At 75.0% G+C, this 14,402-nt stretch carries 12 protein-coding genes; 6 read left to right on the top strand and 6 right to left on the bottom strand.

What is annotated here, in order from left to right; all coding sequences use genetic code 11:
• Window positions 1–25 precede the first annotated feature (25 nt).
• The 5 genes from ACFU9E_RS17535 to ACFU9E_RS17515 form a co-directional block, all read right to left on the bottom strand.
• Window positions 26–1,177: a Gfo/Idh/MocA family protein gene (locus ACFU9E_RS17535; protein ID WP_380688018.1), complete on the bottom strand. Its 1,152-nt coding sequence runs from the start codon at window positions 1,175–1,177 to the stop codon at window positions 26–28.
• 158 nt (window positions 1,178–1,335) lie between these two features.
• Window positions 1,336–2,316, bottom strand: coding sequence for a hydroxyacid dehydrogenase (locus ACFU9E_RS17530; RefSeq protein WP_380688024.1), 981 nt, complete (start codon window positions 2,314–2,316; stop codon window positions 1,336–1,338).
• A gap of 131 nt (window positions 2,317–2,447) precedes the next feature.
• Entirely contained in the window at window positions 2,448–3,353 is a 906-nt protein-coding gene (locus ACFU9E_RS17525) for a carbohydrate ABC transporter permease (protein WP_380688016.1), read from the bottom strand.
• The gene (locus ACFU9E_RS17520; protein WP_380715115.1) at window positions 3,350–4,291 is read right to left on the bottom strand and encodes a carbohydrate ABC transporter permease; all 942 of its coding nucleotides are present in this window, start codon (window positions 4,289–4,291) and stop codon (window positions 3,350–3,352) included. The genes ACFU9E_RS17525 and ACFU9E_RS17520 overlap by 4 nt, the downstream gene beginning before the upstream one ends.
• Entirely contained in the window at window positions 4,288–5,643 is a 1,356-nt protein-coding gene (locus ACFU9E_RS17515; protein WP_380688818.1) for an ABC transporter substrate-binding protein, read from the bottom strand. The genes ACFU9E_RS17520 and ACFU9E_RS17515 overlap by 4 nt, the downstream gene beginning before the upstream one ends.
• Before the next feature lie 324 nt (window positions 5,644–5,967).
• On the opposite strand from ACFU9E_RS17515, the gene ACFU9E_RS17510 reads away from it, so the two are divergent.
• Window positions 5,968–8,019, top strand: coding sequence for a DUF2264 domain-containing protein (locus ACFU9E_RS17510; protein ID WP_380688816.1), 2,052 nt, complete (start codon window positions 5,968–5,970; stop codon window positions 8,017–8,019).
• A gap of 6 nt (window positions 8,020–8,025) precedes the next feature.
• Window positions 8,026–8,808, top strand: a complete 783-nt coding sequence (locus ACFU9E_RS17505; RefSeq protein WP_380688813.1) for a sugar phosphate isomerase/epimerase family protein — start codon at window positions 8,026–8,028, stop codon at window positions 8,806–8,808.
• A 99-nt stretch (window positions 8,809–8,907) separates the two neighbouring features.
• Here the strand turns inward: ACFU9E_RS17505 and ACFU9E_RS17500 are convergent, their stop codons facing one another.
• Window positions 8,908–10,023 (bottom strand): substrate-binding domain-containing protein, encoded by a 1,116-nt coding sequence (locus ACFU9E_RS17500; RefSeq protein ID WP_380715113.1) that lies wholly within the window; start codon window positions 10,021–10,023, stop codon window positions 8,908–8,910.
• Window positions 10,024–10,285: 262 nt separating this feature from the next.
• Here ACFU9E_RS17500 and ACFU9E_RS17495 point away from each other — a divergent pair, with 262 nt between their 5' ends.
• The 4 genes from ACFU9E_RS17495 to ACFU9E_RS17480 all read left to right on the top strand — a co-directional run bounded on the left by ACFU9E_RS17495 (window position 10,286) and on the right by ACFU9E_RS17480 (window position 14,397).
• Window positions 10,286–12,103, top strand: coding sequence for a beta-galactosidase family protein (locus ACFU9E_RS17495; RefSeq protein WP_380689664.1), 1,818 nt, complete (start codon window positions 10,286–10,288; stop codon window positions 12,101–12,103).
• A gap of 161 nt (window positions 12,104–12,264) precedes the next feature.
• Window positions 12,265–13,329 carry a substrate-binding domain-containing protein gene (locus ACFU9E_RS17490; protein ID WP_380688681.1) on the top strand — a complete coding sequence of 355 codons (1,065 nt, stop codon included), beginning with the start codon at window positions 12,265–12,267 and terminating at the stop codon, window positions 13,327–13,329.
• A gap of 170 nt (window positions 13,330–13,499) precedes the next feature.
• Window positions 13,500–13,754 (top strand): hypothetical protein, encoded by a 255-nt coding sequence (locus ACFU9E_RS17485; RefSeq protein ID WP_380688683.1) that lies wholly within the window; start codon window positions 13,500–13,502, stop codon window positions 13,752–13,754.
• A 142-nt stretch (window positions 13,755–13,896) separates the two neighbouring features.
• Complete coding sequence (locus ACFU9E_RS17480) at window positions 13,897–14,397, top strand: GNAT family N-acetyltransferase (RefSeq protein ID WP_380688685.1); 501 nt, start codon at window positions 13,897–13,899, stop codon at window positions 14,395–14,397.
• Window positions 14,398–14,402: the final 5 nt, after the last annotated feature.

Below are 14,402 nucleotides of genomic sequence, written 5' to 3'. Positions count from 1 at the left end.
CGGCCGGGGTGCGGCCGGCGGGCCGTCACAGGGACAGCTCGGGGACGTCCATCCGGCGTCCCTCGCGGGCGGAGCGCAGGCCGAGTTCGGCGAGCTGCACGCCCTTGGCGCCCTCCAGCAGGTCCCAGTGGTACGGGGAGCCGGTGGTCACGTGGCGCAGGAACAGCTCCCACTGCGCCTTGAAGCCGTTGTCGAACTCCTCGTTGTCCGGCACCCGCTGCCACTGCGCGCGGAACGGCTCGGTCACCGGCAGGTCCGGGTTCCAGACCGGCTTGGGGGTGGCGGCGCGGTGCTGGAAGCGGCACTCGCGCAGCCCGGCGACGGCGCTGCCCTCGGTGCCGTCGACCTGGAACTCCACCAGCTCGTCGCGGTCCACCCGGACCGCCCAGGAGGAGTTGATCTGGGCGGTGATGCCGCCCTCCAGCTCGAAGACGCCGTACGCGGCGTCGTCGGCGGTGGCCCGGTAGAGCTGGCCGCGCTCGTCCGTCCGCTCGGGGATGTGGGTGGCGGTGTGGGCGTAGACCGAGCGGACCGGGGCGATGATGCCGTCCAGCACGTAGCGCCAGTGCGGGAACATGTCGAGGACCATGCCGCCGCCGTCCTCGGCGCGGTAGTTCCAGGACGGCCGCTGGGCCTGCTGCCAGTCGCCCTCGAAGACCCAGTAGCCGAACTCGCCGCGCACGGAGAGGATCCGGCCGAAGAAGCCGCCGTCCACCAGCCGCTTGAGCTTGCGCAGACCGGGGAGGAAGAGCTTGTCCTGGACGGCGCCGTTGCACACGCCGGCCTCGCGGGCGAGCCGGGCGAGGTCGAGCGCGGCCTCCAGCGACTCGGCGGTGGGCTTCTCGGTGTAGACGTGCTTGCCGGCGGCGATCGCCGTGCGCAGCGCGGTCTCCCGGGCGGGGGTGACCTGGGCGTCGAAGTAGATCTCGGCGAGCGGGTGGGCGAGGGCCTCGTCGAGCGAGGTGGTCCAGTGGGTGAGGTCGTGCCGGTCGGCGAGGTCCTTGAGCTTGTCGGCGTTGCGGCCGACCAGGATCGGCTCGGGCCACAGCGTCTCGCCGTCGCCGAGCGGCAGGCCGCCCTGCTCGCGGATGGCGAGGATGGAGCGGACCAGGTGCTGGCGGTAGCCCATCCGGCCGGTCACGCCGTTCATGACGATGCCGATCACCCTGCGGGACATGGGGGTACTCCGATTCGTTGCTGGTACGGGGGAGCGCGTACTGCGGGGAGCAGGCGCGCGGCGGGGAGCACGCGTCGCGGGAGCGTGTCGTCCGGGCAGCGCGCGTGCTGCGGTGGCGCGTGGTGAGGGGCCGCGCGGCACAGGGGCGCGGCGCGCGATCACGCGGTGCGGTGGACGTCCTCGGCGAGGACGGGGTGGGCGAAGGGCTGCCCGGCGGTGTAGCGGGCGAGCTCGTCCGCGGCGGCGGCGGCCATCCGGTGCAGCTCACCGCCGAGCGAGCCGGCCACGTGGGGGGTGAGGAAGACGTTCGGCAGGTCGTAGAGCGGGGAGTCGGCGGGCAGCACCTCGGGCTCGGTGACGTCGATGACGGCGCCGAGGCGCCCGGAGGCGACCTCGCGCACCAGCGCCTCCTGGTCGACCAGGGAGCCGCGCGAGGTGTTGACCAGGGTGGTCCCGTCAGCCATCAGGGCGAGCCGGCGGCCGTCGATCAGGTGCCGGGTGGCCGGGAGTTCGGGGGCGTGCACGCTCACCACGTCGGAGGCGGCGCAGAGTTCGTCGAGGCCGACGGAGCGCGCGCCGAGCCGGGCGGCCTCGGCGGGGTCGACGTACGGGTCGTGCAGCAGCAGGTCCAGGTCGTGCGGACGCAGCAGTTCCAGCACCCGCCGGCCGATCCGGGAGGCGCCGACGATGCCGACGGTGCGCCGGTAGTTGCCCGCCGTGGCGTACGCCAGCTGCCAGTCGTACGGGGCGCGGCGGCGCCGGTACTCCTCGCGGATCGGCAGCAGCCGCTTGTTGGCGAACAGCACGACGGCGACGGTGTACTCGGCGACCGGCAGGGCGTTGGCCCAGGCCGCCGAGGTGACCTGCAGGCCGCGGCGCCAGCAGGCCTCGGTGACGTGGTGCTTGACCGAGCCGGCGGCGTGGATGACGGCGCTCAGCCGCGGGGCGGCGGCCAGCACCTCCTCGTCGATCGGCGGGCAGCCCCAGCTGGAGACGATCACCTCGGCGTCGGCGAGTGCGGCGCGGGCCTCGGGGGTGGTGAAGTCGTCCAGGACGAGCGCCGGGTCGAGGTCGGCCAGCGCGGTGAGCCGGGCCATCGTGTGCGGGTCGATCAGGCGGCCGGAGAGCTCGCGGTGCATGGCGAGGACGGCGCGGGGGCGGCAGGCGGGCCGGCCGTCGGGCACGGTGGTCTCCCGGTCGGGCGTAGGGGCGGACGCGGCGGCGGTACCGGTCGCGGCGACGGTGTCCGCGGTGGTGGCGGGGTTCGGGTTCACTTGACGCTCCCTGCGGTCAGGCCGGCCTTCCAGTGCCGCTGGAGCAGCACGAAGGCGAGCACGAGCGGCACGACGGCGAGCAGCGAGCCGGTGATGACCAGCGGGTAGTACTCGGGGAAGGCCTTGGTCTGGGCGTTCCAGCTGAACAGGCCGAGGCTGACCGGGAACAGCTTGCTGTTGGAGAGCATCACCAGCGGCAGGAAGAAGTTGTTCCAGATGGCGGTGAACTGGAACAGCAGCACGGTCACGAAGCCGGGCATCACCATCCGCAGCCCGATCGACCAGAAGGTCCGCAGCTCCCCGGCGCCGTCCATCCGGGCGGCCTCCAGGACCTCGTTCGGCACGTAGCCGGCGCAGAACACCCGGGCGAGGTAGACGCCGAAGGGGTTGACCAGCGAGGGCAGGAAGACCGCCCAGAAGGTGTTGACGATGCCGAGCTCGGAGGCCAGCAGGTACATCGGCAGGGCGAGCGCGGTGGTGGGCACCAGCACGCCCAGCAGCACGAGGCCGAACAGCTTCTCCTTGCCGGGGAAGCGGTAGACGTGGAAGGCGTAGCCGGCCGCGACGCACACCAGTGCGCACAGCACGGAGCCGATCCCGGCGTACAGCAGCGAGTTGAGGTACCAGCGGAAGTAGATGCCGTCGCCGGTGGTGGCCAGGTCGTGCAGGTTCTGCCCGAGCCGGAAGTTGTCGGCGCCCAGGGCGTTCCCGCCGAGCAGGTCGGCGGTGTTCTTGGCGGAGGCCGTGAGCAGCCAGCCGAGCGGCCACAGGGTGTAGACGGTGGCCAGGACCAGGGTGCCGTTGACGGCGGCCTTGGAGAGCGTCCAGGGGCGGCGCGGGCGGTTGGCGCGGTCCGGGCGGCGCGGCGGGGCGCCGGCGGGGCGGGTGGCGGTGGTGGTCATGCGTCGGCCTCCCGCCGGCGGTCGGAGCGGCCCCGGGTGAGCCGGGTGACGGCGAAGGAGAGTCCCGCCGCGGCGAGGGCCAGCAGCACCGAGGCGGAGGCGGCGAGCCCGTAGTCGTGGCGCTCGAAGGCGGCCGTGTAGGCGTACATGTTCGGGGTCCAGGAGGAGGTGACGCCCGGCGAGGTGCCGTAGAGGATCATCGGCTCGGTGAACAGCTGGAGCGAGCCGATGACGGTGAACAGGCCGACCATGGCGATCGACGGCCGGATCAGCGGCACCTTGATGCTCAGGGCGGTGCGCAGCGGTCCGGCGCCGTCGACGACGGCGGCCTCCAGCACCGAGCGGTCGATGGCCTGCAGGGCGGCGTAGAAGATGACCAGGTTGTAGCCGGTCCACTGCCACAGCGCCATGTTGACCACGGCGGGCAGCGGGTGGCCGAGCGGGTCGGGCTGGGTGCCCAGGGACTCCAGCGCGTCGAGCACGGGGCTGATGCCGGGGGTGTAGAGGTACATCCACAGCAGGGCGGCGATGATGCCGGGCACGGCGTGCGGGATGAACAGCGTCAGCTGGAAGAAGCGCCGGGCGCGGGCCAGCGTGGAGTCCAGCAGCAGGGCCAGCACGAGCGCCAGGCCGGTCATCAGCGGGATGTAGATCAGGCAGTACTGGGCGGCGGTCAGGAAGCCGCCGCGGAACGCCTCGTCGCTCAGCGCCCGGGTGTAGTTGCCGAGCCCGGTGAAGACCGTCTCGGCGTCGCCGAAGCCGAGGCCGGATCGGTGCTCGGTGAACAGGCTGAGCCGGATCGCGTAGCCGATCGGGATCAGCGTGCACGCGGTGAAGAGCAGGAGGAACGGGGCGAGCAGCACGGCGGGCGCCCCGTACCGCCCGCGTCGCCGGCCGGCGACGCGGGCGGTACGGCCGGGATGGGTGCCGGAGGTCACTGGGCGACCTTCAGTCCGCGGTTCTTGAACTCGGCGACGGTGGCCTGCTGCGCGGTGGTGAGCGCCTCGTCGATGGTGCCGCTCTTGCCGGAGACCTTGCCGAAGGAGTCCTTCAGCGAGCCGTTGGTGACGCCCATCGCCGGGCCCCAGGTCCAGCCCTGCTTGATGGACTTGGCGGCGTCGGAGTAGAGGGCGTAGAGGTCCTGGCCGCCGTAGAAGTCGGTGTTGAAGGCCTGCTTGGCGACCGGCACCAGCTCGGTGGCGGCCGGGTAGGCGGAGGAGGTGCCGGAGGAGATCCGGGCCTTGAAGCCGTCGGCGGTGGTGGTCGCCCAGGTGGCGAACTCGACGGCGGCCTTGGCCTTCTTGCTGTCCTTGGACACCGCGAAGGTGGTGCCGCCGAGCATGCCGCTGGCGGGGGTGCCGTCCCAGCTGGGCAGCGGCGCGGCCGCCCAGGTGCCGTTGACCTCGGGGGTGGTGCCGACGTTGGCCTTCAGGACGCCGCCGCCCCAGGTGGCGCCGAGGTAGCCGGCCGTCTCGCCCTTCTGCAGGGAGGCGGTCCACTGCTGGCTGAAGGACGGCATGACCCGCACCAGGTCCTCGTCGGCCAGCTTCTGCCAGTACTCGGAGACCTTGCGGGTCTCCGCCCCGGTCAGGTCGGCCTTCCAGGACTCGTCGGCGGCGGTGAACCAGTGGGCGCCGTTCTGCCAGGCCATCGCCTCGAAGGTGGTCGGGTCGTCGGGGAAGAAGGTGGCGATGCGGGTGTCGGGCTGGGCGGCCTTCAGCTGCTGCGCGGCGGTGCGGAACTCGTCCCAGGTCTTGGGGACGGTGATGCCGGCCTTGGCGAAGAGGTCCTTGCGGTAGTAGAAGACCTGGGGGGCGGCGTCCAGCGGCAGGGCCCAGGTCCGGCCGCCGAGCGAGGTGAGCTCGACGGCCTGCGGCAGGTACTTGGCCTTGAGGTCCGCGCCGACGAGCTTGCCGATGTCCTGGACGGCGCCCTGGCTGACGAAGTCCGGCAGCTGCGGGTACTCGATGTTGAAGACGTCGGGGGCGTTGCCGGCCTTGACCGCGTTGGAGATCTTGGCGTAGCCGCCGGCCGCGCCCGCCGGGATCTCCTCGAAGGTGACCTGGATGTTCGGGTGGCTCGCGTTGAACGCGGCGACCACGTCCTTGGTGCCCTTCGCCCAGCCCCAGAACGTCAGGCTGACCGGCTTGCCGTCGTCCGTGGCGGCGGCGGACCCGGCCCCGTCGCCGCTGCTGCCGCAGGCGGCGAGCACGGTGACACCGAGCGCGGTGGCGGTGGCCGCGGCGGCGAGGCGGAGGGCTCTGCGCCGGGAGAGGGGGGTCGAGCGCATCGGTGGGCTCCTTAGGGCGAGGGTGCGCGGGCTGCGGAACGGTCGGCTCCGACCGGAACCCGCAGAGGGTGGGGGCGATTGGCTGTCATCCTGAGCAGGTCGGCGATCGGAGTCAAGAGATTTGGATCAAATGATCCGACCTGATCGGCCCGACCGGTGCCCGGCGGCACCGCTGTGAGCACCGGAAATGCCGGAAAATCGGGGCAATCGGCCACCTCGACGGCAAGGTCACAATCCGATCAAGCCGCTCATTTGATCGCCCCGGCTTGACGAATGATCAGGCGCTGCCTAGATTCCGGCTCACCACCCGATCACGGAGGACCCATGCGCCTGCCCCCGGAGGACCGCGACCTCAGCCCGTACACCGGCTGGACCAGGGAGCACTGGGAGGCGGTGGCCGACGCCCTGCTGACCGCGGTCCGCCCGTACGCCAGCCCCGCCGGGGCGCTGATCGACCTGCCCGGCCCCCGCCCGAGCTGGTCCGGACGGCGCTCGGACGGCCTGGAGGGCTTCGCCCGCACCTTCCTGCCCGCCGCCCTGCGGGTGGCCGGCGCGGGCGGCGCCGACCCGCACGGCCTGCTGGCGCACTACGCCGCCGGACTCGACGCCGGCACCCGCACCCCGACCGGCGAGCGCGACCTCGCCGACGGCGACCGCGAGTCCTGGCCGCTGATCACCGACCGGGGCCAGGCCATGGTCGAGGCCGCCTCCATCGCCTTCGCGCTGCGCCTCACCCGCCCCTGGCTCTGGGACCGGCTGCCCGGACCCGTCCGCGACCGGGTCGGCCGCTGGCTGGCCGACGCCCTGCACCGCGCGCCCAACGACAACAACTGGTGGCTCTTCCCGATGTCCGTCGGCGGCTTCCTCGCCGAGGCCGGAATCGCCGAGCGCGAGGCCCGCGCCGCGGTCCGCCGCGGACTGGAGAACATCGACCGCTGGTACCTCGGCGACGGCTGGTACACCGACGGCCGCCCCCGCGCCTTCGACCACTACAACGGCTGGGCCCTGCACCTCTACCCCGTCCTGCACGCCCACCTCGCCGACGACCGGGCCCTGCGCGCCGTCTACGGCGAGCGCCTCGCCGCCCACCTGGCGGGCTACGCGCACACCTTCGGGGCCGACGGCGCGCCCGTCCACCAGGGCCGCTCGCTCACCTACCGCTTCGCCGCCACCGCCCCGCTCTGGGCCGGGGCCCTCACCGGCCACACCCCGCTCGCCCCCGGCACCACCCGCCGCCTCGCCTCCGGCGCTCTGCGGCACTTCCTCGACCGCGGCGCCGTCGACGAACGGGGCCTGCTCACCCTCGGCTGGCACGGACCCGACCTGCGGCTCGTCCAGCCCTACTCCGGCCCCGCCTCCCCGTACTGGGCCGGCAGCGCCTTCCTCGGCCTGCTGCTCCCGCCCGGCCACCCGGTGTGGACCGCGCCCGAGGACCTCGCGCCCGCCGAGCGGCGCGACACCGTCCTCGCCCTGCCCGGGCCCGGCTGGCTGGTGCAGTCCACCGCCGCCGACGGCCTGGTCCGGCTGCACAACCACGGCAGCGACGACCAGCCCGCGGACGCCGTGGGCCCCGACGATCCGCAGTACGCGCGGCTCGCCCACTCCACCGCCACCGGGCCGTCCCTCGACGGTCCCGCCGACAACCACCTCGCCCTGCTGACCGACGCCGGACCCACCGAACGCGGGCGCGTCCACCCGCTGGGCACCGGATCCGGCTGGGCCGCCTCCCGCTGGCACCCCCGTGTCGGCGGCCGTGAACTGCCCGGCGTCACCGTCACCTCGCTCACCCTGGCCCACGGCGCCGAGGAGGTTCGCGCCCACCTGGTCACCGGCGGGCCGGCCGGCACCCCGGTCACCCAGACCGGCTGGGCCGTCGCGGGCCGACGCACCGAGCAGTCTGCCGTCGCGTGCAGCGGGCAGTACCCCGCCGCGGACGCCGCCGCCGGACAGCCCCTCGGCGCCCAGGTCGCAGCCGGGCAGCACGCCGCCGGCACCGCCGACGCCGCAGCCGGACAGCACGCCGCCGCCGGTGTCCGCGCGGACGGCCGGCTGGCGTCCGAGCTGCGCGCCCTGCACGGCTTCACCGCCGCCGACAGCGAACGGGTCCCCGGCGGCACCGCCTTCGGCCCCGAGGCGGCACTGCCCCGGCTCACCGGGGAACTTCCCGCCGACGGCCCCGCCCTGTTCGCCTGCGCCGCCCGCCTCACCGCGGCCGAGCACCCGCCGGCCCTCGCCGACGCCGTCACCCTGGAGGCCCGCCCGGACGAGCGCGACCCGGCGGCCGTCGTCCTGACCGTGCGCCCCGCCGGCGCCCCCGCCCTGCGGATCCGGCTGGCGCCCGGCGCGGTCGCCGTCCACCCCGCCGAACAGGACTGAACCGCCGTGCCCCTCGCCCTCGCCACCCTCGGCCTGCCCGGGCTCCCGCTCGACCGGGCCGCCGCCCTCGCCGCCGAGCACGGCTGGCACGGCCTCGAACTGCGCTGCGCCGACGACCAGCCGGTCCGCCTCGGGCTGGACGCGGAGAAACGCCGGCGCACCGCCCGGCTGCTGGCCCGGGCCGGCCTGCTCCCGCTGACCCTCGCCTCCTACGTCGGCGTCGCCGCCCCCGGGCCGGACGCGCCGGTGCTCGCCGCGCTGACCGCCCACCTGCGGCTGGCCGCCGACCTCGGCTGCCGGTACCTGCGGGTCTTCCCGCAGGGCGGCCCCGGCCCGGCGGCCGAGGCCGACGAGCGCGCGGTCCGCAGGCTGCGGGCGGCGGCCCCGCGGGCGGCGGCCCTCGGCGTGCGGATCCTCGTTGAGACCCACGACTCGCACCGCGCCGGCGCCGCGCTGGCGCCGCTGCTCGACCGGGTGGACCACCCCGCGGTCGGCGCGCTGTGGGACCTGCTGCACACCTGGCTGGCCGGTGAGACCCCGGCGCGGACCCATCGGGCGCTCGGTCCCCACCTGGGGTACGTGCAGGTCAAGGACGTCGCCTCGGCGGACGACCTCACCCCGCTGGCGCTCGGCGCGGGCGTGCTGCCGATCGCCGACTGCCTGCGCCTGCTGCCGCCCGGTGCCTGGGCGGCCTGGGAGTACGAGGCCCCCTGGCACCCGCGTGCCGCGCCGCTCGCGCCGCAGCTGGGCCCGGGGGCGCGGCACCTGTCCGCGCTGCTGCCGGGGTAGCCGGACCGGACGGGCCGGCCGGGCCTCCGGGCTGTCGGGCTGTCGGACGTGCCGGATCGGCCGGTCGACGGCGAAGCTCCGCGGCGGGCGCCGCGCCCCTCACCCCAGGGGCGCGGCGCCCGTTCGTGCCGCCGCCTGCTCGGCTCCGCAGGAGGCGCGCACGTGCAGCACCGGGAGCAGCGCGGTGCGGTGCACCGGCAGCTCGGCGCCGGCCGCCAGCCGGCGCAGCAGCAGATCGACCGCCGCCGCGCCCACCGCGCGCTTGGGCGGGGCGACGGCGGTCAGCGGGGGCGCGGCGAGCGCGGCGAAGACGTCGTCGTAGGCGACCAGCGCCACGTCCGCGGGCACCGACAGACCGTGCGCGCGCAGCAGCGGAGGCAGCCGCAGCGCGTCCTGGTCGTTGTGGACGAGCACCGCCCGGGTCCCGGACCGCACGGCTTCGGCGATCCGCGCCACCAGCGGCTCGGGGTCGGCCGGCACGTTGCCGGGCCCGAGCGTGTCCAGCGCCGGCAGGTCGGGCAGCCCGAGCAGCCGGGTGCCCTCCCGGTACCCGGCCCGCACTTCGGCGGCCGTCCAGGAGTCGCCCCGGGCGGCCAGCAGCACGCTTCCGTGGCCGAGCCCGGCCAGGTGGCGCAGGGCGCTCAGCACTCCGTGGCGGTGGTCGGAGGCCACCGTGTCCAGCCCGGAGCCGGGGCCGTCCGGGGTGGGGGAGCGGCGTTCCACCAGGACGGCGGGCACCGGCAGGGTGTCCAGCCAGGCGTAGTCCTCGGCCGCCCGGCCGGGGACCAGCCCCGGGGCCAGCAGCAGGCCCTCGGCGCCGGACTCCAGCAGGCGTTCGGTCTGCAGCCGGTCGCCGCCCGCGCCGTACGGGGCGATGCCCAGGACGAGCCGGGCCCCGGCGGTTGCGGCGGCGGCCCGGGCCCCGGCGATCACCTCGTCGAAGTAGGAGCCGACCGAGGGCACCAGCAGGCCGAGGGCGCGGCCCGCGCCGGGCCCGGGGGCGATCGGCGTGCCGGCGGCGTCCGGGCGCTCCAGGGAGACGAAGCCGTGCGAGCGGGAGAGCCGGCCGGCGTCGGCGAGCGCGGCGACGTCACGGCGGACCGTCACGGCCGGGATGCCCAGCCGGTCGGCCAGCTCCGTGAGGCGCACCCGACCGCCGAGCTCACCGACGGCCGACACGATCAGCCTGCGGCGCTCTTCCCCCGAAATGGCCATCCTGGCCTCCATCTGTCGTGCCCGCGCAAGCGTCGCCCGGAAGCGGTCTGCCGATGATATTCCGATCGAAGAGTATCGTTCGATCGAAAATTGATCAATAATGCCGATGATCGCCGATCGATTGACCGTGCGATCACCGAACTCCTAGGGTGACCCCGGTGGCCGCCGCCGACCCGCCCGCGGCCACCCGCGCAGCCGTGCGCCCGGACCCACCCGGGGTCCCACGCCCCCTCACTCCCGCTCCCCTCCCGCGGAGGACCCGATGGCCGACCAGGCCCCCCACCCCGCCCTCACCGTCGACGGCGACACCTTCCTGCGCGACGGACGTCCGCACCGGATCGTCTCCGCCGCCGTCCACTACTTCCGCATCCGCCCCGAACAGTGGACCGACCGCCTTACCCGGCTGCGGGCCATGGGCGTCAACACCGTCGAGACCTACGTCGCCTGGAACTTCCACCAGCCCACGCCCGACCGCGCCGACTTCACCGGCGACCGCGACCTCGCCGCCTTCGTCCGCGCCGCCGGCGACCTCGGCCTCGACGTCATCGTCCGCCCCGGCCCCTACATCTGCGCCGAGTGGGAGTTCGGCGGCCTGCCCGGCTGGCTGCTCGCCGACCCCGCGATGCGGCTGCGCCGCCTGGACGCGCCCTTCCTCGCCGCCGTGGAGGCCTGGTTCGACCACCTGGTGCCGGTGCTGCTCCCGCTGCTCTCCTCCCGCGGCGGCCCGGTGGTCGCCGTCGCCGTGGAGAACGAGTACGGCAGCTACGGCAACGACACCGCCTACCTCGAACACCTGAGGGACGCCCTGGTCGCCCGCGGCGTCGACGTCCTGCTGTTCACCGCCGACGGCGCCGAGGACGGCTTCCAGCTCGGCGGCCGGGTGCCCGGACTCCTCACCACCGGCACCTTCGGCTCCCGCCCCGAGGAGTCCCTCGCCTGCCTGCGCCGCCACCAGCCGGTCGGCCCGCTGGTCACCATGGAGTACTGGTGCGGCTGGTTCGACCACTGGGGCACGCCGCACCACGTGCGCGACGCCCGGGACGCCGCCGAGGTGCTCGACGCCCAGCTCGCCGCCGGCGCCTCGGTCAACATGTACATGGGCCACGGCGGCACCAACTTCGGCTGGTGGAACGGCGCCAACCACGACGGCACCACCTACCAGCCGGACGTCACCAGCTACGACTACGACGCCCCGGTCGGCGAGGCCGGCGAACTCACCGAGAAGTTCCACCTCTTCCGCGAGGTGATCGAACGCCACCTCGGCCCCAACCCCCACCCGCTGCCGCCGCTGCCCGCACGCCTCGCCCCCCGCACCGCCCCCGTCACCGCGAGCCGCCCGCTGCTGGGCGGCGTCGGTGAACCCGGCTCCCTCGGCGCCCTCGACGAGCTCTCCACCGCGCACCACCTCCCCGAGCCCCGCCCGATGGAGGAACTCGGCCAGAACTTCGGCCTCATTCACTACCGCACCCGCCTGCGCGGCCCGCTCGCCCACGGCGAACTGCGCGTGGACGGCCTCGCCGACCGCGCCCAGGTCTTCCTCGACGGCGAACCCCTCGGCGTCCTCGACCGCAACCACCCCGAGCACGCCCTGCCGCTGCGGGTCCCCGAGGGCGGCGCCGTGCTCGACCTGCTCGTCGAGAACCTGGGCCGGATCAACTACGGCCCGCTGCTGCACGACCCCAAGGGCATCACCGGCGGCGTCCGGGTCGACCGGCAGTACCAGTTCGGCTGGGAGGTGCGCCCGCTGCCGCTCGACGACCCGACGACCCTCGCCCTCGGCGCGCCCTCCACCGCCGACGGGCCCGCCTTCCACCGCGCCGAACTGACCGTCGACACCCCCGCCGACGGCTTCCTCGCCCTTCCCGGATTCACCAAGGGCATGGTCTGGCTGAACGGGTTCGCGCTCGGCCGCTACTGGGACCGCGGCCCGCAGCGCACCCTCTACGCCCCGGCGCCGCTCTGGCGGGCCGGCGCCAACGAACTGCTGATCCTCGAACTCCACGGCCCGGGCGACCACGTCGAACTGGTCGAGGGCCCCGACCTCGGCCCCGTCGTCCCCGAGGAGCGCTACGGCTCCTGACCCCCTGCCGCCCCGCGGGCGCGTGCCGGCCCCTCCGGCCCGCGCCCGCGGGGCCGTCCGCCCGCGAGGGGAACAGGCACGGGCCGCCCGTCCGCCCCTCCGGTGACCGAGTGGTAGGTTCCTGTCCACTTCGACAGACCGGTCCACCGACAGGGAGTGCCATGCCGATCCCGGCGGACGATCGTCGTGCCCGCATCCTCGACACGGTGCGCGGCCTGGGCACCGTCCGGGTGGTGGACCTCGCCGAGCGCCTGGGACTGCCCGCCGTCACCGTCCGCCGGGACGTCGCGACCCTCGCCGACGCCGGCCTGCTGCGCCGCACGCACGGATCCGTCTCGTTCGGCGGCCCCGCGGCCACGCCCGCCCCCGAGCCGGCCCGCCCCGCCGAGGTCCCCACCCTGGGCCTGCTCGTCCCCGCCGTGGTGCAGTACTTCGACGAGGTGATCGCCGGCGCCCGCACCGCCGCCGCCGAGGCCGGCGTCCACCTGGTCCTCGGCATCTCCTCGTACGAGGCCAGCGCCGACCGCGTCCAGGTCGACCAGCTCCTCGCCTCCGGTGTCCAGGGCCTGCTGCTCGCCCCGAACTGGACCGCCGCCGACCGTCCCGAGGACCACGTCTGGCTGGCCGAACTCCCCGTTCCCGCCGTCCTGCTGGAACGCCGCCCGGCCCCCGGCAGCCCCGCCGCCGCCCTCGACGCGGTCGGCTCCGACCACCGGCACGGCGTCCTGCTCGCCCTGTGCCACCTCGTCGCCCTCGGCCACCGCCGGGTGGCGCTGGCGGCCCGCACCGACACCTGGACGGCCCACCAGGTCCGCCTGGGCTACGCCGAGGCCTGCCGCGCGCTCGACCTGCCCGCCGAACCCGTCGTCGACGTCCGCACCCCGGCCGCCGGCGTCGACGGTGTCGCCCACCGGCTCGCCGAGGCGGTCGCCGACGGGGTCGGGGCCGCGCTCGTGCACAACGACCAGGACGCCCTGCAACTGCTGCCGCTGCTGCGGACCAGGGGTGTACGGGTCCCCGAGGACCTCGCCCTGGTCGCCTACGACGACGTGTTCGCCGCCCTCGGCGCCCCGCCGCTGACCGCCGTGGCCCCGCCCAAGCGCGCCGTCGGCGCCGCCGCGGTGGACCTTCTGGTGCGCCGGCTGACCCCCACCGGGAGCGCCTTGCCGGTGCACCACCTCGACCTGCTGCCGGACCTGACGGTGCGCGAGTCCTCCGGAGCCTGACCGCCTGCGCCGCGTGGCCGTCGCGCCCGGGCGTTCGCTCACGATTCCCGATCGACGGCAGCTGTCGCACACCTGTCGGTCCTTCACATCCGTTGCTACAGTCCCTGCTTGCAACAACACTGCACGTGCCCGGACTCCCCTCGATCCACCAGAGAAAGTGGAGCACAGCCATGGGTTCGCTTCCCCGCCGCACAGCCGCCGTCGCCCTCACCACGGCGGCCCTGCTGGGCCTCGCCGGTACCGCCACCAGCGCGTCGGCCACCACGATCAGGTACTTCAAGGCCTACGGCCCCAACCCGGCCGTCGCCGCCCCCCACGCCTGGGCCGCCGCCCACGCCGCCGGGTACACCGACGCCCAGTGCGGCCAGGAGAACGAGGTGATCGCGCCCGGCTACTGGCAGGTCATCGTCACCTGTGTGAGCTGACCCCCGGCACCCGCAGAGGGCGGTGCCGCCGCCGGCCGCACGTCCGACCGGCCCCGGCACCGCCCACGCCCCGGTGCGGGGCGGTCTGCCGCTGACGAAGAACCCCGGTGGCCCCGGCGCGCCGTCCGGATAGAGTTGCGCCGTGCCCGAGCTGAAGCAGTTGAACGCCGGCCTCGCCCCGGCGGTGCTGGCCTTCGAGCTGGCGAACCGTGCCTACTTCGCGGCCTCGGTCCCCGACCGGGGCGACGAGTTCTTCGAGCGCTTCGCCGACCGGCACAGCGCCCTGCTGGCCGAGCAGGAGGCCGGCACCTGCGCCTTCTACGTGCTGGTCGCCGAGGACGGCGCGGTGCTGGGCCGGTTCAACCTGTACGACCTCGCGGACGGCGCCGCCGTCCTCGGCTACCGGGTCGCGCAGCACGTCTCCGGCCGTGGCGTGGCGACGGCGACTGTCCGGGAGCTGTGCCGGCTGGCGGCGGAACGGCACGGGCTGCGCACACTGCGGGCCGCCACCACCCACGCCAATGCCGCCTCCCGGAAGGTGCTGACCAAGGCCGGGTTCGTCCCGGCGGGCCCCGCCGACCCCGCCGACCTCGCCGGTGAACCGGGCACCTGGTACCGGCGCGAGCTGGCAGGGCGGCCGTAGCCCAC

Origin of the sequence: Kitasatospora sp. NPDC057595, assembly GCF_042800875.1 — a bacterium.
Lineage (GTDB): Bacteria > Actinomycetota > Actinomycetes > Streptomycetales > Streptomycetaceae > Kitasatospora.
The sequence above is the reverse complement of the archived record's forward strand: the minus strand, read 5'-3'. Positions and strand labels throughout refer to the sequence as shown.

What these genes read in the sequence shown, in the direction of transcription:
- ACFU9E_RS17495 (WP_380689664.1), top strand. Translation starts at nt 10,286, where the DNA reads ATGGCCGACCAGGCCCCCCACCCCGCCCTCACCGTCGACGGCGACACC.
- ACFU9E_RS17510 (WP_380688816.1), top strand. Translation starts at nt 5,968, where the DNA reads ATGCGCCTGCCCCCGGAGGACCGCGACCTCAGCCCGTACACCGGCTGG.
- ACFU9E_RS17485 (WP_380688683.1), top strand. Translation starts at nt 13,500, where the DNA reads ATGGGTTCGCTTCCCCGCCGCACAGCCGCCGTCGCCCTCACCACGGCG.
- ACFU9E_RS17515 (WP_380688818.1), bottom strand. Translation starts at nt 5,643, where the DNA reads ATGCGCTCGACCCCCCTCTCCCGGCGCAGAGCCCTCCGCCTCGCCGCC.
- ACFU9E_RS17525 (WP_380688016.1), bottom strand. Translation starts at nt 3,353, where the DNA reads ATGACCACCACCGCCACCCGCCCCGCCGGCGCCCCGCCGCGCCGCCCG.
- ACFU9E_RS17530 (WP_380688024.1), bottom strand. Translation starts at nt 2,316, where the DNA reads ATGCACCGCGAGCTCTCCGGCCGCCTGATCGACCCGCACACGATGGCC.
- ACFU9E_RS17500 (WP_380715113.1), bottom strand. Translation starts at nt 10,023, where the DNA reads ATGGCCATTTCGGGGGAAGAGCGCCGCAGGCTGATCGTGTCGGCCGTC.
- ACFU9E_RS17490 (WP_380688681.1), top strand. Translation starts at nt 12,265, where the DNA reads ATGCCGATCCCGGCGGACGATCGTCGTGCCCGCATCCTCGACACGGTG.
- ACFU9E_RS17535 (WP_380688018.1), bottom strand. Translation starts at nt 1,177, where the DNA reads ATGTCCCGCAGGGTGATCGGCATCGTCATGAACGGCGTGACCGGCCGG.